Here is a 21,180-nt window from a genome sequence, read left to right as displayed (position 1 = left end):
TGAGTTTGTGTTATTCCTATATACTTTTAAATTTACCGTAAAACAAAATTGTAATTGGTATTACTTAAGTTGTAGCAACAATTTCTCAGCAACGAGCTCTGATGAAGCTGGGTTTTGTCCAGTAATTAATAATCCATCTTCTACAGCATACGGACTCCAGTCAGCTTCTTTAGAATACGTACCTCCATTAGCTATTAACATATCTTCTACAAGAAAAGGTACTACATCTGTTAATTGAACAGCTTCTTCTTCTGTATTAGAAAATCCGGTTACTTTTTTACCTTTTACTAAAGGCTCTCCGTTAGCTCCCTTAGTGTTCTTAAAAATAGCAGGTGCGTGACACACAGCACCTACGGGTTTATTTTGATTATAGAAAGCTTCAATTAATGCAATAGAACTCTCATCTTCTGCTAAATCCCATAAAGGACCGTGACCTCCTGGATAAAAAACTGCATCATAGTCATTTGCATTTATGTTAGCTAGTTTGGCAGTATTAGCAAGAATAGTTTGTGTTTCTTGGTCTCCGTTAAATCTTTTAGTCGCGGGTGTTTGGAAATCAGGTAATTCACTTTTTGGATCAATTGGTGGTTGCCCTCCTTTTGGGGAGGCAATAGTGATATCCACACCTTTATCTTTCAAAAAATAGTAAGGTGAAGCAAATTCTTCAATCCAAAATCCTGTCTTTTCTCCTGTATTTCCTAAATCACTATGACTGGTTAATACGAATAATACTTTCTTCATGGTGTCTGTTTTTTTAGTTGTTTCTTTGGCTTCTGTGTTTTTTCCACAAGAAGCAAATAGTATAATAGCTGTGGCTATTCCTATGATTTTTTTCATTTATAATCCTCTAATTAATACTTGTATTATATTATTTACAGGATCAAAATTAAGGCGACTTAAAATGTAAAAAAATGATCTATGATAAGAAAAAAAATTAATTTCTGGCAATTTCTTTTCGTACTCTACTTAGACTTTCTGATGTGACTCCTAGATAAGAAGCGATATGGTAATTTTTAACCAGCTGTTCTATATTTGGATAGGTATTGACAAAATCAATATACTGCTCTTTAGCTGTTTTAGATAGGTCGCCTATAATCCTTTTCTGAAAAGAACCAATGTAAGACTCCGTTTTGATTCTAAAATAGCGTTCTATATTGGGAATTTTATCAAAAATTTCATTCATATCGTCTCTAGAAAGCCTTAAAAGAGATGCATCTTGGATACATTCAATCTGGAGAATCGCTTTTTCCTTTTTGAAAAATGCGGTGTAATCACCGATCCACCAATCTGTAATTGCAAATTGTATAGTATGTTCCTTTGCAGATTTGTCCGTGAAAAATGAACGTAAACATCCTTGCACTACATAATATTGAAAGTAGGCTGTGTCATTTGGATATAGTAAAACTTCTCCTCTTGTAACCTTTATTTCTTTCAGCTTGCCACTAATTATTTTTTTATCTTCTTCGCTTAGCAGTAAACCTTTAAAAATTTCTTCGAAGTTCATATGAATGTAATTACTTAGCGATAGTTTTATGCAAAACTTTGAGCTGTTTAGATAGGACTAAATTTTTTGTTGTATAGAAGTATAAAAAAGAATTCCCTTTACTAACTAACTAAGTTCGTTCTGAGAATGTACGTACTTCCGATTATTAATAAATAAAAAATCCAATCACAGTACTGCGATTGGATTCTATTATTCTTATCATTTAAATAATATATGCTTAATTGTTTAACATTACCGGCATGACCAGCATTGTAACAGTTTCTCCTTCATCCAATCCATCGGTAGGCGTAAGGATTCCTGCTCGATTGGGCAAAGACATTTCTAATTGTACATCATCAGCATTAAGATTATTTAGCATCTCACTTAAGAAACGAGAATTAAACCCTATCTGCATATCATCACCTTGGTAATCACAAGTCAGACGTTCTTCTGCTTTATTAGAATAATCGATATCTTCTGCAGAAATATTCAATTCTGCGCCTGCGATTTTTAATCGGATTTGATGTGTTGTTTTATTAGAGAAAATAGAAACTCTACGAACAGAGTTAAGAAACTGATTACGAGCAATAGTTAATTTATTTGGGTTCTCTTTAGGAATTACTGCCTCGTAATTAGGGTATTTACCATCAATCAATCTACAGATCAACTGTGTCTCATCAAAGGTGAATTTTGCATTAGATTCATTGTATTCAATCAATACTTCTGTATCACTACCTGCTAATATACCTTTAAGAAGGTTTAATGGTTTCTTCGGCATAATAAATTCTGCAGCTTGGGAAGCTTGTACATCTTCACGAGAATACTTTACTAATTTATGAGCATCCGTAGCTACAAAAGTTAAGCTCTCTGTAGAGAACTGAAAAAACACACCACTCATTACAGGTCTAAGATCATCATTACCTGTCGCAAAAATCGTTTTGCTAATTGCTGTTGCTAAAATATCTCCCAAAAGCGTTGTTGAACTAGGATCTTCTAGTTCTACTGCTTTAGGAAATTCTTCTCCATCTGCATATGCAAGTGCATATTTACCGTGATTAGAGCTTATTTCTATAGTATTATTGTCTCCCGCTACAAACGTAAGAGGTTGTTCAGGAAACGTTTTTAATGTTTCTAATAATAACTTTGCAGGTACAGCAATAATTCCTTCATCAGAAGATTCTACTTCTAATTTAGCCGACATAGTAGTCTCTAAGTCAGAAGCTGAAACAGTTAAGGAGTTATTATCTAATTCGAATAAAAAGTTATCTAAAATCGGTAAAGTATTACTGTTATTGATAACTCCACCCAATACCTGAAGTTGTTTTAATAAATACGAACTGGAAACTATGAATTTCACCCGTTTAATTTTTTTAGATTAGTACTGTTTTTACAGTGGCTATTGTTTAATAGCTTACGCAAATATAATTGTAATCTACAAGGATTTCGGTATGCTAAAAACGTTAGTTATTAACAAACGGCTAGGAGTTATTGACTATAAGATTAATTATAAATTTTCAGAATCATTAATCAGGAGTTTTTACGGTCTTGATCTTTCAGGAGCTTATCTGTATAATGTGCTTTGTGTTTTGGTTGAGCAAAACGTTTTTCATTAAAAGACTTTGATTTTCCGCTGGCGATAGATAATGATTGCCAATCCTTATCACAGATCATTTTTCCCAGAAATACGATTTGTCCTACATGATACGAGTAATGTGCTAATTGTCGATTGATCGCTTCTGTAATACTGTGCTCGATATTTCGGATGTAAATCGGTTGATCAAAATTAGTTTCATTTACACTATCTAAAGCTTCAAATAGGCATTGCCAACCTTCGTTCCATTTAGTCAATAATTCCGTTTTGGTTTTGATATCATTTTCGAATTCTGCATCACGTGCCCGCCATTCTTTTTCTCCGTCTGATGTAAGGAAATCTGTCCAACGAGATTTCATATTACCCCAAAGGTGTTTTACAATTGTAGCAATACTATTACTATCTTTATTATACTGCCAAAATAAGCGATCATCATCAGAAACTTGATCTATTGTTTTCTCTCCTAAAGATTTATAATAAAGAAACTGCTTTTTTATTCCTTCTAAATAAGTAGTTGCATTCATTGTTTTGATTTAGCTTTTTAATATAAGCAATTTCTTAAGGATTCTGAATCCTTTAGGAAGGACTTTAAGGGAAACCGCATTAAAAAAAAACATAAAAACTTGTCATTCCGGCCTTCGCCGGAATCCAGAAAATAACAAAAAATTTAAATGCGATTACCTAGAGGGAAGATGAAGTTCATTTATATTATCATTTAGTTAAATAACAGAATTGTAACATTTTAATGATATTTTGATTGTAATTTTAAAGGGAATATTTGTGTTAATGATTATCATAAATCAATAAATCAATTTATTTAATTTAAATTCTTAAAACCTTTATTATGAAAAAAATGATTAATTCAATTCCTGGGGCTCAAAAATTATCAAAGTCTTCTCAAAAAGAAATCAAAGGTGGTATGCCTGGCTTGTCTGACTGTGTCCGAGGATGTTATCGGTTTTATATAGCTGATAGTGGGAGCAATGCTTGCGCAGTGCCTAGTCCTAGCGGAGCAGTTTGTTTCGGTACTGTGCAAAATAATCAGTGCTGTATTTAATTGAGTAAAATAAGTTATTTTCGATAAGAAAGCTCTAGCAAAAGAGTTTTCTTATCGATTAAAATATTATAAGATGTTTTAAAGTTATTTTTTATATTTCCTCTTTCTAATAAATGAGAATGTAAAACCAAACAACCCAAGAATCAATAATGGAATAATAATATTGATCACTTGCCAGAAAGTTCGGTTTTCTACTACTTTTTCGATATTAAGAAAAGCAATGTTTATTTCTTTTCCTCTTACTTCTGTTAATCCAGAGTCATCTAGTAGATAATTTACCGTATTTAATAAAAATTCCTTATTTCCGTATTGCAGATTTAAGTAAGGGTCATATCCCAATGCAATAGGTCTTCCTTTTCTAATTCCGTTCTTCATTACGTCGCCATCAGCAATAACAACCATTTTGGTTTCTTTACTTAAGTCTTTTGTGTTGCTAAGTTTAAAAGGTTTTACACGATCTTTATAAGCAGATTTAAAACTTCCTTCTAATAAAACTGCCAGGTTATGATTACCGTCTGTATAACTAGCAATATCAGGTTTTTGCCCGATAATATTATCTAACCTTATTTCTGTAGGAATCCCTTCTAATTTTGATCGTTCGGAGCTTGTTAGTAAAATTGTTTTTTGAAGATCATTTTTTAAAGTATCGATTTGGTTTGAAAATTCGAATTTTACAGATTCTATATTCTTAACAATTGGGTGATTACTAGTGCTTTTGGTTAACGAAGAATAAAACCAGGGATGTGGTGTAAATTGAGTATCATTTCCTTGACCGGAGGCAAGCATTAGCGGAGCAGAGTAGAGGTCATTAACTAGTACAGGATTGATTCGTACTCCGTAAGAAAATAATGCATCTCCTAATCTAAGATCTTGCATAAATGCTACTGCTGTTCCTTGTGATTGAGGGGTGAACAAACTATCAATTTCCATAGCAACAGATTCTACTAACCAAAGAGATTTACCACCTTCCATGATAAATTGATCTAATACATATTTTTCCTTTTCAGAAAAGGGTTGTGTGGGTTTAGCATTGATTACAAGGTCGAATTTCTGTAAATCTTGTAATGTTTTTTCTGGGTTTGAAGCCACAGAGTCCAATGTAAAAGCCCCAACAAAATAATATTCTTGTAATGTTTTAATAAAATCCGCTATCCTAACATCAGGTAATTGTCCATTTCCTTTAATGACTGCTATTTTATGTTTTTTGGGATGAATCAATTTTTTTAAAGCATCAGCAAAAACATATTCTAATTGCTGGATAGAATTATTAACTCTTTCTTCTGTAGTTGCGCCAATGGTGTTTTTTACCAAAGCTACTTTAACACTTCGGTTCTGATAATTCATAATCGCCCAGGGAACAACAGTTTCTATTGCCGTTTTTCCACTTTCCTTAACACTCACTTCCATAGGTGTAAGTCCGAGTCTTTGTAGTTCCTCTAAGGTTTCTTTTCTAAACTCCTCTTCTTCAATTGGATTGGTGAAAACATATTGTATTTTTGGGTTAATCGCGTTGAATTCTTCCAATAGCTGTTTTGTCTCTCCTTGCAATCTTCTAAACTCTGAGGGGAAGTCACCTTCTAATAAAACGTCAATTGAAATAGGAACCTCTGCCTCTGCTAGTAAGTTTTCGGTAGCTTCAGAAAGGGTGAAACGATGATCGGCAGTTAGATCAAAACGACTATAGAGACTACTACCCCCAAGATTAACTAATATGACGGCAATAGCAGCAAAAGAAGCAAATTTCAGGATGTTTTTTCTGGAATATTTCTTCAGAACAATGGTCGTTAAAAACACAAATAATGTAATAATGCTGACAAAATAAATGATATCTCTAGTGTCCAAAACTCCCTGGCTGATACGTTCATAATGCAACTGAATTCCTATTTGTTCTATAGTATAATCTGTAGCGCCTAACAGTTGATAATTGGCTAATCCACTAAATCCAAAATAGAATAAAAAACAAAGAAATATACCAATCAGAAAAGCTACTATCTGATTATTTGTTATTGATGATGAAAAAGTACCAATGGCTGTATAAGAAGCACTAAGAAGTAAAAGAGCGATGTAAGATCCAATCGTACTGCCTACATCGAGATTTCCTACTGGATTTCCTAATTGATAAACAGTAATTATATATAGCAAACTAGGAATTAAAGCAATAACGATAAGAAAAAGACTTCCTATATATTTTCCTACGACTAATTGCCAATGTCTTATGGGTTTGGTTAGTAAAAGTTCTAAAGTGCCTTGTTTTCTCTCCTCGGCAATGCTGCGCATGGTTATTGCCGGAATCAAAAATAATAAGATCCACGGTGCAATTAAAAAGAATGGAGAAAGATCAGCAAAACCACTATCCAGAATATTAAACTGTCCTTTGAATACCCATAAAAAGAGTCCGTTAAGTACTAGGAATAGTCCTATTACTAAATATCCTACAGAGGAGGCAAAAAATGTATTTATTTCTTTTCTTATTATTGCTAGCATTCTTTACAAAATTATGAGTTATGAGTTGTGGAGTTTAGAAAAGTAAAATGCATAACTCTTTATTCTGAACCCCAAACTTGTTCTACGCTCCAAGCTTCTGGTTTTTGATTAAACTTATTTTTAGTGTTTGCCCAAACACCTTTAAATAACGAAGAGTTTCTGTAGTTATTGAGATGCTTTTCAGATTCCCAATGACTATAGGTGAAAAACTGGTTGGTTTGATGGATATCTCGTATCAATTTTAAGTGTGAACATCCTTCAAAATTTCGAATTTTATCTTTATTCTGATCGAAATTCTCTAAAAAAGCATCTATTTGTTCAGGAATGAACCCCAATTTTACAATTCGTATAATCATTTTAGTTTTTTAAGTGATAACAAAACTATAAAGTTCCTTAATAACTTTTGTTATTATTTATCATGTTTTCAAAATCATTAATCTCAAAACTACTTTCAAAAGCCCAAAATATTGTTGATTTTATTCTTTTATGCTCTATTAAGAACTCTAGATTACAAGTAATAATTTTATAGCCCAATAGTTTGATGTTCGTTTTTTTAATAGTGAACCCTTTGATGTTTTTTAATGATATTTTGCTATTTCCTCTTTTAGAATTTATGTATAGAAATTGTTTGTCATAAACTAATTTTTCCGAATCTCTAAAGACCTTTCTGGTGATTAGGTATAAGATAAATGTAATAATACTTATTGCTGTAATTAACCATATGGGCAAGTGCTTAAGAAGTGTGATTGAAATCATAATTCCGAGAGCCCCTAAAATAACAGGAAGAAATAATTTTATAAAAATATTATATTTAGTAAGTTCTGTCAATTTTTTGTTTTAAATTTTCAAAGCAACAAAGTTTTGTAAAGCTCTTTAGTTTGTTAGTATTGGAGTTTTTTTTCGAAAGATCTAACAGTCCAAAGTTCTAATAATCTCACCAACTCAACTACTCCCATACTCAAGAACTCCCAGACTAATTCACTCAAAAGTAATACTCACGGTATCACGATAATGTAATCCGAATAGACTAGAAGCGCCACCAACAGTTTTTGGATTACTTTTATAAATGGCCAGTTCTAAATATCCAGATGAATTGAACACTGCCAGTTTCTTTCCATCTTCTTCACGCTTACTTTTTTCTATATCAAAATTTATAGCATCACTATATCGCTCATAAATGGTATTAAAAATAGCGCTTCTGGCAGTAATTTTAAACTTGCGACCCTTTCCAACATCTTCAAAAAGTTTACGGGTAATGTTCGTGATCAGATTTCCGTAGTTATCAATATAGATAATACTTCCTACAATTTGTTTGTCTCCAACATTGACAATTGGAGTAATTCCTTTTATTAATTTGATATCTGTAATCGATTTTCCAATGACTTCTAGTGTTCCTCCACGAGCAATGTGGCAAGCCACGGCAACAAAAACATCTAATACGGGAAAGTTAGTTCCAATAGCATCGTGTATATTGATCTCTACAATTTTTTCTGGTCTGAATTCTGAGGCAATTAAAGAAATCAATCCATTATTAGCACAGATAAAATAGTGATCATCAAGCTTTACAGCGATGTGTTTGTTTTCTGGATTAAGTTCACTGTCAATACCTATGATATGGATACTTCCTTTCGGAAAGCTCTTATAAGCATTCTGGATAATATAGGCTGCTTCTATAATGTGGAATGGCGAAATTTCGTGAGAAATATCTACAATAGTAGCTTCTGGTAGTTCGGTATAGATAGCACCTTTAACCGCAGACACAAAGTGATCTTTGATTCCGAAATCAGTAGTTAAAGTTATTATTGGCATCTATAAGAATTGTTAATATCTTTTAATTATAAGCGCTTAAAAATATGTAAATTTGCTATGAAGTTATTCAAAGTTTTTTTGAATCCAGGAATTTGTAATAAAAACATACGAGTTTATCATTTTCGACCACTTAATATCTTTTATGATCTTAAAAAAAGTTTCAACGTATAGTACGTTTTTCATTTTTGATTCCCCGGCAAAAACTTCAAACAATCCCGATAGCTATTGGGAGAACAAACTTAGTCAATCCAAAAAACAATTCATACTAAAATTTCTATAGCTTTTGAACGAACTTATTATTGAACTAACAGAAATCAATCCACGGGAGTTTTTCGGACTTCAGAATAGTAATATTCAATTATTAAAAAAATACTTTCCAAAGTTGAAGATTGTTGCCCGAGGTAGCAAAATGAAGGTGTACGGTGACGGAGATATGCTCGAGGAATTCGATACACGTCTTAATATGCTTTTGGAACATTTTGCAAAGTATAATAAACTGGATGAGAATGTGATCGAACGTGTGCTTACCAGTGATAGTAAAGCGGATTATGAAACATCTGCAATTAGCGGAGAAACCTTGGTTCATGGAGTAGGGGGTAAAGCAATTAAAGCGCAAACAGCGAATCAGCGTAAATTGGTAGAACTGACCTATAAAAATGATATGGTTTTTGCTATTGGACCAGCCGGAACCGGTAAAACATATACTGGAGTAGCGTTAGCGGTAAAAGCATTAAAAGAAAAACAGGTAAGAAGAATTATCCTTACACGTCCAGCTGTAGAAGCTGGAGAGAATCTTGGTTTTTTACCAGGAGATCTAAAAGAAAAACTGGATCCATATATGCAGCCATTGTATGATGCATTGCGTGATATGATTCCTGCGGAAAAACTAGAAAGCTTTATAGAAAAAGGAGTGATACAAATAGCACCGATGGCTTTTATGCGTGGTCGTACACTAGATAATGCCTTTGTAATTCTTGATGAAGCACAAAATACAACTCATGCGCAAATGAAGATGTTCTTGACACGTATGGGGAAAAATGCCAAGTTTATGATTACAGGTGATCCGGGACAGATTGATCTACCACGTAGAGTAACTTCTGGTCTAAAAGAGGCTCTATTAGTATTAAAAGGAGTTTCTGGAATTGGAGTAATACACTTAGATGACAAGGATGTGATCCGTCATAAACTAGTGAAAAAGGTGATTGCTGCTTATAAAGAAATAGAAAATAGGAACGATTAAGTAGAGGTGAGAATGCTTTGCTGTGAGTAGTTGAGTGGTTGAGTTTTCCTGTGAAGTAGTTATGTCTGTAGTGATTCTAGGATTATTTTGATTTAAAAAAAATACATTGAAAAGTAAATATCATTTTAAATTTGAAGATTTAATAATTTACAATAAAGCCATTGAGTTTGGAGAATCGGTAAATAGTCAGGTTGCATCTTTTCCAAAAGAAGAAATGTACAGGTTAACTTCTCAGTTTATTAGAGCAGCAGATGCTATTGCATTAAATATAGCAGAAGGTTCAGCAAGTTCTGATGCTCAATTTAACAGATATCTTCAAATGGCGTGGGATAGTGCTCATGAATGTATTGTTTGTAGTACCAAAGCAAAATTAAGAGGTTTTATAAAGGAAAATCAGGATGAGATAAACAGAGCTGATATTACTGAAATATCAAAAATGATAACATCGTTCAAAAAACATTTGAAATCAAAAGCGAAAGAGTAGTTTACTACCAATTTTATTTTTAAGACACTCAGACACTCACTTACTCCACAACTAACATACTACTATGAATACAATTACAGATACAAATTATAACTTTCCGAATCAGAAATCAGTCTATAAAGGGAAAGTAAGAGAAGTATATAATATTAATGACGAATTACTAGTCATGATCGCTACGGATCGTTTATCGGCGTTTGATGTAGTAATGCCAAAAGGAATTCCGTTTAAAGGGCAAATCCTAAATCAGATTGCTACTCAGATGATGAAAGCAACTGAAGATTTAGTTCCTAACTGGTTGATTGCAACTCCAGATCCTAACGTAGCGGTTGGTCATCTTTGTGATCCTTTTAAAGTAGAAATGGTGATCAGAGGATATCAATCTGGACATGCAGCCAGAGAATATAAAGCTGGTAAAAGGATATTATGTGGTGTACCTATGCCGGAAGGGATGAAGGAAAATGACAAATTTCCTGAGCCTATTATCACTCCTTCTACCAAAGCTGATAATGGAGAACATGATGAAGATATCTCCAGAGAGGAAATTTTAGCAAAAGGCATTGTTTCTGAAAAAGATTATTTGGTATTAGAAGATTATACAAGAAAGTTGTTTCAGAGAGGAACGGAGATTGCTGAAGAACGAGGATTAATTTTGGTGGATACTAAATACGAATTCGGAAAAACGAAAGATGGAAAAATTGTCTTAATTGATGAGATTCATACACCGGATTCTTCTCGTTATTTCTATGCAGAAGGCTATGAAGAAAGACAGCAAAAAGACGAAGCTCAAAAACAACTATCCAAAGAGTTTGTAAGACAATGGCTAATCAGTAATGGTTTTCAGGGAAAAGAAGGACAGCAAATACCAGATATGACTGAGGAGTATATCAATTCTGTATCAGATCGATATATCGAACTATTCGAAAATATTACTGGTACTTCTTTTAAGAAAGCTGATGTTTCTGATATTGATAGTAGGATAGAAGAGAATGTATTGGAGTATTTGAAGACTGTTTAGTTTATACTAGGAAGTTAAAAACTATCGAAGAGTGGGAGAATATGTCATTCCGGACTTGATCCGGAATCCATAACAAGTACTAAATTGATAGTCTTAATTTTTGGTTCTCAATTCTTGTCTACGTATTGGCATTTGATCGATTTGCTCTAGAATTTCTTGGGTATATGTAAAACCTTTTTTTTCGAATTTAATACTACCATCAAGCCCAATTAGTACAACTTTTAAGGGGATTTTTAGAGAGCTATATTCACTTATTAAAGTTCTATTTCCAATAGAAGTAGTGTCTTTGTTTAATCCTTCGGTATAAGAAAATAATCTGACCTGATATATTACTAACTTTCGTTCATTTAATTCATAAGGATGCCCTCTAAGCTCGTTTAATTGTTTTGTATATAAAGGAGGGTCTTGATTATGAGAATTAGTGAGTACTAATAAAACTCTGTCCTTCCATTGATGTTTTTTAAATATCTGAGATATAGCAGTAGTTGAATGAAAGAATAAGAGTACAGAAATGCTTTTAATGATAAAACTCATAAATATTTTTTAATCAGATATAGTTTCCATCAATTCTGGATCTATATTAATTTTTGTAGCGTCTGCCAGGTGATTATAAAAAACTCCCATACCAGACATGGCGATTAACTCCATAACTTGAGATTTAGTATATCCCAATTGTTGAAGGTTTTCAAAATCTTTTTGATTAGAGGATTTAGAATTTGTAGATAATTTCACTGCAAAATCAATAGCGGCTTTTTCTTTAGGATCATTTGTTGATGGTAAGGTATTTTGATCTTTTAAGGATGTTATTTCTTCTGATGTTCCCCCAGCCATACTACAAAAGGCGTGATGTGCAGTTTCGCAATATGCACATTCTCTAGAAGCAGAAATAGCAATCATAATCATTTCCTTGAGTTTGCGATCTAATTCGCCACTGGCAAGAATATACTGCATCGCAGGAAAAATACCTTTTAGCGCGGTAGGTGAGTGCCCCCAGATTTTAAAAAAGTTAGGAACAAACGGAGCTTGAAGTTCGCTTTTAATGGTTTCAAAAGTGTTATGCAATTCTGGAGTGATGCTTACATCCTCCAACATTGTGGAGATCGTTCTCATAGCGAATATATTAAAGTTGGATTCTAAAAGTAACTAATGATTTGAAATCATATAGTTAAAGAAATCTCAATTTTGTGAATTGCAAACGACGAACTCATCTTGACTTAAACCTGATAGTGCAGATTTGCAATCTGTGCGGTAAATCATTATTAACATATGAAACATTGTTGTAAAACAAAACAGCCATATCATTTTAAAGACATGACTGTTTTTATACTATTTCTTACCCTTATCGATTACCCATACGCAGCACGGAAAACATTTCCGCGCTATCATATCCGAGCGATCCGGTTATCATATCCGCGCGATCCGGTTCATTTATAGGAGAGTAGGGAGAATTATAACTTTTAATTAATTTGTCTTATAGTTATAAATGTTTTTTTCAAGAACCTTGTTGTTTAAGTCCGTTGTGTAATCCAATCTATTGAAACTATCATAATAGTAACTCATCTCTTCTTGTCTTTGGTTGATTTTCTTTACAACTTTCCCTTCTATGTCGTATAAACTTATATCAATCATTGTTTCTGGTAATTCATTATATAACTTCAATAATTGTATTTTTAAAGTTTCGTTATCCATGTTTTGTAATGAAAGTAAAGAAGTTTCTAACTTTCCAATAACATAATCATATTCCGCATTAGAAATTGAGGCAATAGGATATCTATAATTATATCCAAACAAAATTGAATTATATTGTCCTCTACCGTTCGTTGTCTCTATTATCTGTCCATAGTTATTCATTTTAGATACTTCACGAGTTTTTCTTAATGAAACTAAAGAAGTACCTGACCAAACTTCTGATGCATAAATTTTATTGTTTGCATCCTTTTTCCATATAGTTCTATCCACTGAAACTACTTTGCCATTAACTTTACTTATTATTTCATATGGTTGACTCACATAATTACCAACTTCCATGAAGGGATAATAATCAACCGCGTATTTAGTCTGAGTCGATTCTGTTTGTCCCTTACTACTAATTTTATTCCTATTAGTAAGTAAATAATGAGGGGTTCCATAAGAATTAGATGTTACAGTAGTTATTACTTTATCATTATATGTAACTTCATTTTCTTGCTTAGTAAGTTGTGAAATATAACTTCTTGAAGAAGGTTTATACTTAGTCCATGTATTAGTTTGCAAGCTTACCGTATTACCGTTAATGTCTTTTATTCGTTGTTCTTCTAAAAGTCCTGCCATTTGCAAATCCGAGGATCCATTTTTAAATTTTTTCTCAATAACTCCAATAGATGCAGTGCCGTATCCTTTATTCTCTAAAATAACATCTCCATAAAAGGTAGTTTCATTATCAGAAGTAGAATTTGGTGAGTTATAACTATAAATGGTTTCTCTTATTTCGCCATCTCCGTTATCAATTTTTACTTTATCAATCACAATATCATATACCGAATTATTTACTTTGTCATTAATAACACGATGTAGATAAGAATTAAAACTATTATTATTACTGTTACTTCTTAACCATATTGATGTTGGACTCATAAAAGGCGTTCTACCGGCAAAAGAAGTAGGTCCATACATGTGAAACCTAGCACCCATATCTACGCTTGCAAGTTGATTGCTTGCTTTATCAAAATAATAGTACCTGGAGGTTAAGGGTATATGTGATCCTGATCCGAGTTCAACAAATCCGTGTGACAGACCATCTGTATGCGTAAACACATTATCATAATTGAGAATATTTACTGTTTGCGCAAATCGCGAAGTATTATTACGAATATAGACTTTATTGGATGCTATTATAAAATCGTTAGTAATTCCTGAAACTTTAGAATTAGTTAAATATGACGGATATGAATTTAATCCTGTGCTATGTTGCCATAGGTCAATATTAGGATCATATTTTACAAAACCTACGTAATCAATATCTCCATGATTCTGAAATGTGGAAATATCTTCTCCATAAAACGGTTTAGCATAATAGGCAGCAGAAACGGGAAGTGCATACGTTTTCCAATCTACTCCATTAAATCTAGCATATTTTAAGGAATATTGATAAAAATGATTTTGTAACGTATACATTCCTGTGTATGTTGATATTAATGGACTCGCATCCAAAAAAGCACCTAAAACATCATTGTCTGGAGGCAATAAATTATAATTAGTATCCCATCGTAAAAATAATTCTGGATTATCATCCGGAACAAAACCACTCATTGAATTCTCTGGATAAAAATAACTTGGTTTTTCTATTCCTGCAATGTAAGGATCAGCAGCGGCTGACCAAGATTTGCTGACCCATTGATTTGTTATATCTAAATAATGAATATAATAATAATCTTCACGGTTTTCTCCAGTAATGAAATCTAGATCTGAACCTGTATTTTTTTCATTTAGTGTTAGAATAAAATTATTTGCTGCTCCATAAAAATATTCACCGGACCCTTGCTGGATTGTTTTATTTATCCACCTGTCACCATCCCAAGTGAATGTATGTAGTTTTCCATTATTATAAGACCCAATAGCTACAAATTTATCTCCATGCATTAGTTTTGGAGCTCCACTACCAATACTAACAAAGTTATATGTCTTATGATCCCAAGTTTTACCATCTGGATTTAAATGAAATAAATCTAGTTTACCGTTGCTTCCTTCCTGATATAAAAAAGCATAAAAATCACCTCCAAAAACAACATGAAAGTTTTCTAACCAAGGTCCTGTTGCAGGATAGGTATCTACTATATCATATGGAAAATTAAAAAGATCACGATCCCACGATTGACCATTCCAGAAATGTCTCACTAATTGGAAAGAATATTTACCATTTACAGGTACCTTATACTTGTATAACTTCAGTGCGTATTTATCACGAGTTACCATAGAATAATAATTAAACCGATCATTATAAGGATCTGGACCCGAAAACCTATTAGCACTATTAGAAAATAATAATTTGTTTTTATATTCATAACTAACAGAACCTCCCGTTGGATAGGTTATTTTTTTAACACCTCCTTTAAAAGTTCCTGAAGTATAATACTCAAACTTTTGACTTGGCAAAAACTCTCCTTGAGCATTCTCCTGAGTAATACTTGTCAAATAGCGTTTTTGATCGCTTGCACTACTATTATTTACTAAAGAATATGTTAGATTATAATTGTATATCAATTGATTGCTACTATTGTAAGAGGTAATCTGTTGTAAGTATTTTTTCTCATATCGCTCTTGATATGCATCCGGCTCAGGATATTCTATATTGGGTTCATAAATTTCATTTGCGTTTTTATCAGTATAAGCGAATCGAATATTTTCTCCAGTAGAAGCCGTAATCTTCTTTATATAAGAAGCCTCAGTTTGTGCAACTCCTCCCACAGTACTTTCCTGCAACTCATACTCAAATTGAATGTTATTATTCCATTGATCACGTATCGTAGAGATATTCCAAATGATCGTTTCTTTGTTACCTCCGGATTTATTAGAATTTCCTATCCAATTACCCCAAGTAACAACATTCTCTTTAGAGTTTTGAGTTTGACCATAAAAGAATTCTACACCATCTTGATTTGTAATAATCCAATAATCAAGAGGAGTTTCTGTCAGTACTCCATTTACAAACTCTTTTAGACTTTTGTAATAACGTATTTTCCAAGGCACATAATTTTCTGCTCCAAACTCCCAGATAACTTCTCCTGTTTGTAAGGGGTTTGGTTCTATTCTATCAGTGCAATACAATTTTGTGTTATTAGCCCCATCCTGAATATAAAATTCATCATCTTCTTTAACCGCTGTATTTTTATTATTTACAACAATTTTTGGGGTAAACATTCCAAAGCCCACACCTATAATATTTGTGGGGTTATATCTGTTTGTATTCGAAGCCATATCAAATGCAGATTGTCCATTATATATTAACGAAACATCATAAGAAATTGTTCTTACATTTAATGATGAAATCGGTATGGATAATGTTGCTTTTCCTGTTGGTTCATTAATAGAACCTTGTGCTAAACCTGAAATATCTTGCCCCAAATTAAAAGGAGATTGCTCAGGAGTTACAATATCAACTGCCTCTTGAGAATATATTGATATTGAACATAGTATTAAAACTAAAAAAACTCTTTTCTTCATTATTATAAATTAAATATTTTTATTATTCAATAGTAAATTGAAGAGAATTACTATTTATTTCTTTTTCAAAGACTAAATTATCATTTGAATCCCAAATTCCACCTTGATAAATAAAATACACTGTAAAATTACCTTTAGTTTCTTCTGAAAAAAAAAGTTCATTTATTGTATAATCAAACTCAGTCTTATAAGATTCTTTTGCAGGGATTTTGATAAAAGATGTTTTTATTTTTACTTTATTCGCTAAAATTGTCTTTACAAAAAACTCTTCTTTTTTATTTTCATTTAGCAAAACAGGTACCGAGTTAAGCCATAATTTGGGATCAAGTATCGTAATTATTTCATCGGTATTATTACAGATTTTCAGAAATACCTTTTTTTCCAAACCTGATTCTTCATCGAATGATATCTCAAATGAAATAGGAACATTCTGTATTACATTTAGAGATTCTATTCTTCCGGGAAGAATACAACTATAAATTGAGATGAAATTAATAATTAAATAAATCATAATTATTCTTTTTTTAATTTTTAAAATCTACTAGGCAATGTATAAAACCATTTATTTCTAATGACTCCATTAATCGAACTAGGTGCGTACCAGGTAGGTACTCTGACAAAAGTATTCTGTAGTATTACTTGATCTTGTATGGTGAAATTAGGATATGTTTTATGTGTCCAAACCTTTTTGAAATAACTCTTCTTAATATGTAATTTTCCTGAACCTCTAATTGAAGTATTATACCCTGTAACACCATCAAAATCATTCCATCTTGCCCTTTCTGGTAATTGAAATTTATAGACTCCATCCGCATCAAGGAATCGATCATACTTTAAATGTCCATATTCATGAAGAATCGTTGCTTTTAAATTATCTGATGATTCAAATGCACCCGGTCCTATGTCACCATAATTCCCTTCTGCATAGCTATATCCATAGTCTGGTTCAGCAAAATTGTAACGCAAATCAACATCACTTAGCCCATAACGTTTTTGAACAAATTTCACAGCATTCTTTCCTATTTCAATTCGTCTATCTGAATATGGTCTAGCTTGATTAAAATCATTTGTGAACTTATCCACAACACCATCATTTGTTCTAAAACCATAACCATCAACAGCGTTAGTAGTAGCTTCTACTCCAGAAGTTACCGCAGCAAAGACTGCGCCGGTTGCAGCTCCCCTAGCGGCTCCCTCGCCAACATTTTCTTCCCAAAGGACGGCATTAAGCCCACCGGTTACACCACCTTGTGCAGCGCCCCAAAGTACATTACTAACAAAGCCACCACCGCCTATTCCGCTTATAGCACCTCCTACAGCACCAACGACTCCTCCTTTCCAGAAACCTTGATACCATTCTTTTCCACTATTTTGCGCTTTTATAGATCCAGCAACTGCTCCTAGGTATGCACCTACAATAATACCTGTTATTAATGCAGCTTCAGAATACTCTCCATTAGGATCTATCATTATAACAGAATTATTTCCTAATGCTAAATAAGGGCTACCATATTGATTTTGGGGATCTGTATTAAACCAACGCCCTACAGAAGGATCATACATTCTGGATCCAAAATCATACAAATTTATATCATTATCTTCTTGTAATTCTTTCCCTTGAAATTTATAGTTAAAATCAGAAGTAATTGAACTAGTAAACTCTCCTTCTTGGATGAGTCCCATAGGATAATAATCTGTATTAGACAATAACTCTAAAGAACTTATCACTCCATCTCCATCTGTATCACTAAAAGTTACCCTATTATTTCCTAAATGATCAGAAATTGTATATACATGCTTAAACGTATTGGTATTATCTGGATATACATAACCTTCATCCATCTGAAAGAATTGTAGTTGATTTTCTTGGTATTGAAATACACCTAAGTAATTCGTTTGATATGAATTACTTCCATCGGTATATGTTTTCTTTAATTTTCTTCCAGAAGCATCATACGTGAATGAAATATTTTTACCATCCATAAAAGTGATTTTTTCAATTAAATCCAGATGATTATAGGTGATACTGTTAATGTTTTTATTTAGATCCTTGATCATATTACCATTGGCATCATATTCATAATCATCAGTAGCTGTATTACCATCAATAAATCCCTTATCAACAGCACCATTATCAGTGATTGAGACTACTTGATTGCCATTTTCAGAACCATAGTCATATGTTAGAATATCTATAGCACCACTCTGACCATTACGTTTGACATACTGAATATTTCCATTTGGATCATAGTCTATATCATGAACTTCTAACTTAAAAGTAGATTCTCTTATTAAATTATCACTATATAAATAGTTGGCATCGGTTAATCGATTTAGGTCATCATATGCATATGCATAGGATTTTTTTAAATTATCATGTTTTGATCTCCATATCGTTTGTGCAATATTACCATTATACAAGCTACTAGCTCCTGTTACTGTACCTTCTACAGGGTCATTATAATTTAATTTATAAGCAAATAAGTTATCACCAATATTATCTACATCATTAATTCCTTTTAACCAACCTTTTATATTGTAAGTGTAGGATGTTTGTTGTAGAGGAGTATTAGATGATAATAAGCCTCCGATTCCCTTATTTACTGTATTTCCTAATTCATCATATTCATAAGAGGCAATGCGTTCTTCTAATTGATTATTAATTTTTTGATATTGAAACTTAATCCGGTCCGAAGTGTCGTATTCATATCTATCAATTATGGTTAATAAATTAGAAGTGGATATTCTTTTATGTTCTGTTACCGCTTTTTCTACAATTCCTCTAAAATTTAGCTTACTAGCTGTAGTAGTATACCCATCTATATGATTCTTCTCATATACCTTAATGCTTCTTCCTTTTTCATCATAATACGTATAAGATTTAGACCAGGTATTTTCTCCAATAGTTTTAGTCCAATTTCCTGTAGGCAGTCCTCTAGTTTTGTCAGTAACAACCTGATTTTCTATCGTAGAAGGAGTAGTTGGACGATCCACATCTGTAAAGTTATAATTGTCATAGTAATTTACAGATAATAGTTCTATTATCCCAGTTGTAGGAAAAGCATTATTAGAATAATTTACCGGAGTACCTCCTATATTTACAGTATTTGGGATTCGTTTTTCTATGTTCGCTTGATTATCATTAGAATTATATATAAAATTGTCTACCTCAAACTGTAAATCTTCTCTAGATTTAGTACTGGAATAGGTACCACTATATATTACCCTGCCAAAAGCATCATGTTTTGTAAATAACCATTGATTGTTATTCTTTAAATTGGCATCCTGAACAAGAATAGGGTTATCCAATTGATCATATACCACATATTCCCAACCTCTGCCAGGTGTCTTCTTTGCTATTTGTCTTCCATATATATCATATTCATGTTGAAAAACCAGCGCATTAAGATTTGTAGTATTTAAAGAAAACTCTGCTGGGAGTATTTCTCTAAAATCAAAATCCAAAATAGAAACCCTAAAAGCAGCCTGAGGATCATTATCTGGACCATTATTAGCTCTTAACACATTATGAATGGTTCCATTGATTAAAGAGAACTCATACCAAATTGTATTATTACTTCCAGGTCGATAGATATTAAATAATGGCCTATCGGGCACGATGATTCCGTTATTTGGTAATGTAAAAATAGCTCCTAATTTAAGAAATGCACCGGGTTCAGGATTAATGTCGTCTAATTGAAAATTAATGTTACCACCAAAATCATAATCCGTAATAGTGTTATTTTCTGTGTGATATTCTTGTAAAGAAAAATTAGAATTACCTTGCCCAATTACTTGCGTTGGGTTTTGTACAAAATTTTCAAAAGGAATTATGGTAGTAAACTCCTGATATGGTATTGCGTCTATAATTTTCTCATATGCTTTTGAAGGAATCATATATACCAATCTACCAAAATCGTCGTATACATATTGCGAAACTAATTCTTGTACTATTCCATTCTTCTCAACATAACTAATGGTCGCAATGGTTCTTCCATTCTTATCAGTAAAAGTCTCTTGAATATTCAAATTTCCATCGGTTGGTTGCCAGTTTTCATTTTTAGAAATGCTTTTCATCAACTCATTTTGATAATAAAAATCAATTCCTAAAACGAGGTTCCCCTCATCATCAATATCGTATCTTCTTATTTCTTTAACATTATTAGTGCCATAATCAAATTTAGTTGTATGATCCGTATCATTAGTCTCAGACAATAACCAATCGTTTCCAGGAGCTGCAGATTCTAAAACTCTACTTAATGGAGAATCATCAAATCGTTGTTGCGCAAATGGATTGGTGTCTCCATAAGTATTTTGATAATACGTTTGTATTTGTGATACGGGATTATCGATAAAATTACCAGTATTTTGATTAGATGGTAATGGTAAATACGACTTTTCAGTTCTTCCAAACTGATCATAATCATAATGCTGTACAATATCATTACCATTGGGACTCTGACCAATAGCATTTGATTGTATCGGTCTGCCTAATCCGTCATAATACGTAATACTTCTATATAATGATTCATTTATTTGTGTTGGATCACTAATTCTAAGGTGCACATTTGGAGTTAGATGAGCGCCATCCAACAATAGTATAGATTGAGAAGCTGTAAAATTTTCATTGCTTTTGGGATCATCTATAGTTATTGTACTCGATGATCCAGATGAAATATCCGCAAGTTCATTAACCTCACTAATACTCATTTCCTCTTTAGGAACTACAGACATTGTGAAATTTTGATCTAATGACTGTGCATTTGCATTATATACATAAATGCTAATTAATATGAATATGTACTTTTTCATAAATAG

15 protein-coding genes are annotated in these 21,180 nt (G+C 32.5%); 3 read left to right on the top strand and 12 right to left on the bottom strand.

The genetic code is table 11. The annotated features are described in order from the left end of the window. Positions 1-60: 60 nt before the first annotated feature. The 7 genes from Q0910_RS25465 to Q0910_RS25435 all read right to left on the bottom strand — a co-directional run bounded on the left by Q0910_RS25465 (position 61) and on the right by Q0910_RS25435 (position 8,424). Positions 61-837, bottom strand: coding sequence for a type 1 glutamine amidotransferase domain-containing protein (locus Q0910_RS25465; protein WP_299222949.1), 777 nt, complete (start codon positions 835-837; stop codon positions 61-63). A gap of 97 nt (positions 838-934) precedes the next feature. After that, positions 935-1,504, bottom strand: a complete 570-nt coding sequence (locus tag Q0910_RS25460) for a Crp/Fnr family transcriptional regulator (protein ID WP_299222947.1) — start codon at positions 1,502-1,504, stop codon at positions 935-937. A gap of 217 nt (positions 1,505-1,721) precedes the next feature. Next, complete coding sequence (gene dnaN / locus Q0910_RS25455) at positions 1,722-2,840, bottom strand: DNA polymerase III subunit beta (protein ID WP_299222945.1); 1,119 nt, start codon at positions 2,838-2,840, stop codon at positions 1,722-1,724. A 170-nt stretch (positions 2,841-3,010) separates the two neighbouring features. Beyond that, entirely contained in the window at positions 3,011-3,598 is a 588-nt protein-coding gene (locus Q0910_RS25450; RefSeq protein ID WP_299222943.1) for a DUF1572 family protein, read from the bottom strand. Between the two features lie 617 nt (positions 3,599-4,215). Further along, a complete protein-coding gene (gldG, locus tag Q0910_RS25445; protein ID WP_299222942.1) occupies positions 4,216-6,615 on the bottom strand; it encodes a gliding motility-associated ABC transporter substrate-binding protein GldG in 2,400 nt (799 codons plus the stop codon). Positions 6,616-6,674: 59 nt separating this feature from the next. Further along, positions 6,675-6,971, bottom strand: coding sequence for an antibiotic biosynthesis monooxygenase family protein (locus Q0910_RS25440; RefSeq protein WP_299222940.1), 297 nt, complete (start codon positions 6,969-6,971; stop codon positions 6,675-6,677). 622 nt (positions 6,972-7,593) lie between these two features. Then, a complete protein-coding gene (locus Q0910_RS25435) occupies positions 7,594-8,424 on the bottom strand; it encodes an SAM-dependent chlorinase/fluorinase (protein ID WP_299222938.1) in 831 nt (276 codons plus the stop codon). A gap of 283 nt (positions 8,425-8,707) precedes the next feature. Between Q0910_RS25435 and Q0910_RS25430 the strand changes: the two genes are divergently transcribed. The 3 genes from Q0910_RS25430 (at position 8,708) to Q0910_RS25420 (ending at position 11,163) form a co-directional block, all read left to right on the top strand. Next, complete coding sequence (locus Q0910_RS25430) at positions 8,708-9,664, top strand: PhoH family protein (RefSeq protein ID WP_299222936.1); 957 nt, start codon at positions 8,708-8,710, stop codon at positions 9,662-9,664. A gap of 106 nt (positions 9,665-9,770) precedes the next feature. Then, the gene (locus Q0910_RS25425) at positions 9,771-10,148 is read left to right on the top strand and encodes a four helix bundle protein (protein ID WP_299222934.1); all 378 of its coding nucleotides are present in this window, start codon (positions 9,771-9,773) and stop codon (positions 10,146-10,148) included. A 64-nt stretch (positions 10,149-10,212) separates the two neighbouring features. After that, positions 10,213-11,163, top strand: coding sequence for a phosphoribosylaminoimidazolesuccinocarboxamide synthase (locus tag Q0910_RS25420; RefSeq protein WP_299222932.1), 951 nt, complete (start codon positions 10,213-10,215; stop codon positions 11,161-11,163). A 93-nt stretch (positions 11,164-11,256) separates the two neighbouring features. Here the strand turns inward: Q0910_RS25420 and Q0910_RS25415 are convergent, their stop codons facing one another. From Q0910_RS25415 to Q0910_RS25395, 5 genes are all read right to left on the bottom strand, one after another. Next, positions 11,257-11,697, bottom strand: a complete 441-nt coding sequence (locus Q0910_RS25415; RefSeq protein ID WP_299222930.1) for a DUF4174 domain-containing protein — start codon at positions 11,695-11,697, stop codon at positions 11,257-11,259. A 9-nt stretch (positions 11,698-11,706) separates the two neighbouring features. Further along, positions 11,707-12,273, bottom strand: a complete 567-nt coding sequence (locus Q0910_RS25410; protein ID WP_299222928.1) for a peroxidase-related enzyme — start codon at positions 12,271-12,273, stop codon at positions 11,707-11,709. A 351-nt stretch (positions 12,274-12,624) separates the two neighbouring features. Beyond that, positions 12,625-16,362, bottom strand: a complete 3,738-nt coding sequence (locus tag Q0910_RS25405; RefSeq protein WP_299222926.1) for a hypothetical protein — start codon at positions 16,360-16,362, stop codon at positions 12,625-12,627. 22 nt (positions 16,363-16,384) lie between these two features. Next, the gene (locus Q0910_RS25400; RefSeq protein ID WP_299222925.1) at positions 16,385-16,873 is read right to left on the bottom strand and encodes a hypothetical protein; all 489 of its coding nucleotides are present in this window, start codon (positions 16,871-16,873) and stop codon (positions 16,385-16,387) included. A gap of 20 nt (positions 16,874-16,893) precedes the next feature. Continuing rightward, the gene (locus tag Q0910_RS25395) at positions 16,894-21,174 is read right to left on the bottom strand and encodes a DUF6443 domain-containing protein (protein WP_299222924.1); all 4,281 of its coding nucleotides are present in this window, start codon (positions 21,172-21,174) and stop codon (positions 16,894-16,896) included. Positions 21,175-21,180 lie beyond the last annotated feature (6 nt).

Source organism: uncultured Aquimarina sp. (assembly GCF_947495315.1).
Taxonomy (GTDB): Bacteria; Bacteroidota; Bacteroidia; order Flavobacteriales; family Flavobacteriaceae; genus Aquimarina.
This window is presented reverse-complemented; position numbering and strand designations above follow the sequence as displayed.

Coding starts and splice junctions, on each gene's coding strand:
- Q0910_RS25405 (WP_299222926.1), bottom strand. CDS start 16,362: ATGAAGAAAAGAGTTTTTTTAGTTTTAATACTATGTTCAATATCAATA.
- gldG (WP_299222942.1), bottom strand. CDS start 6,615: ATGCTAGCAATAATAAGAAAAGAAATAAATACATTTTTTGCCTCCTCT.
- Q0910_RS25395 (WP_299222924.1), bottom strand. CDS start 21,174: ATGAAAAAGTACATATTCATATTAATTAGCATTTATGTATATAATGCA.
- Q0910_RS25460 (WP_299222947.1), bottom strand. CDS start 1,504: ATGAACTTCGAAGAAATTTTTAAAGGTTTACTGCTAAGCGAAGAAGAT.
- Q0910_RS25420 (WP_299222932.1), top strand. CDS start 10,213: ATGAATACAATTACAGATACAAATTATAACTTTCCGAATCAGAAATCA.
- Q0910_RS25440 (WP_299222940.1), bottom strand. CDS start 6,971: ATGATTATACGAATTGTAAAATTGGGGTTCATTCCTGAACAAATAGAT.
- Q0910_RS25435 (WP_299222938.1), bottom strand. CDS start 8,424: ATGCCAATAATAACTTTAACTACTGATTTCGGAATCAAAGATCACTTT.
- Q0910_RS25400 (WP_299222925.1), bottom strand. CDS start 16,873: ATGATTTATTTAATTATTAATTTCATCTCAATTTATAGTTGTATTCTT.
- Q0910_RS25465 (WP_299222949.1), bottom strand. CDS start 837: ATGAAAAAAATCATAGGAATAGCCACAGCTATTATACTATTTGCTTCT.
- Q0910_RS25450 (WP_299222943.1), bottom strand. CDS start 3,598: ATGAATGCAACTACTTATTTAGAAGGAATAAAAAAGCAGTTTCTTTAT.
- Q0910_RS25410 (WP_299222928.1), bottom strand. CDS start 12,273: ATGAGAACGATCTCCACAATGTTGGAGGATGTAAGCATCACTCCAGAA.
- Q0910_RS25415 (WP_299222930.1), bottom strand. CDS start 11,697: ATGAGTTTTATCATTAAAAGCATTTCTGTACTCTTATTCTTTCATTCA.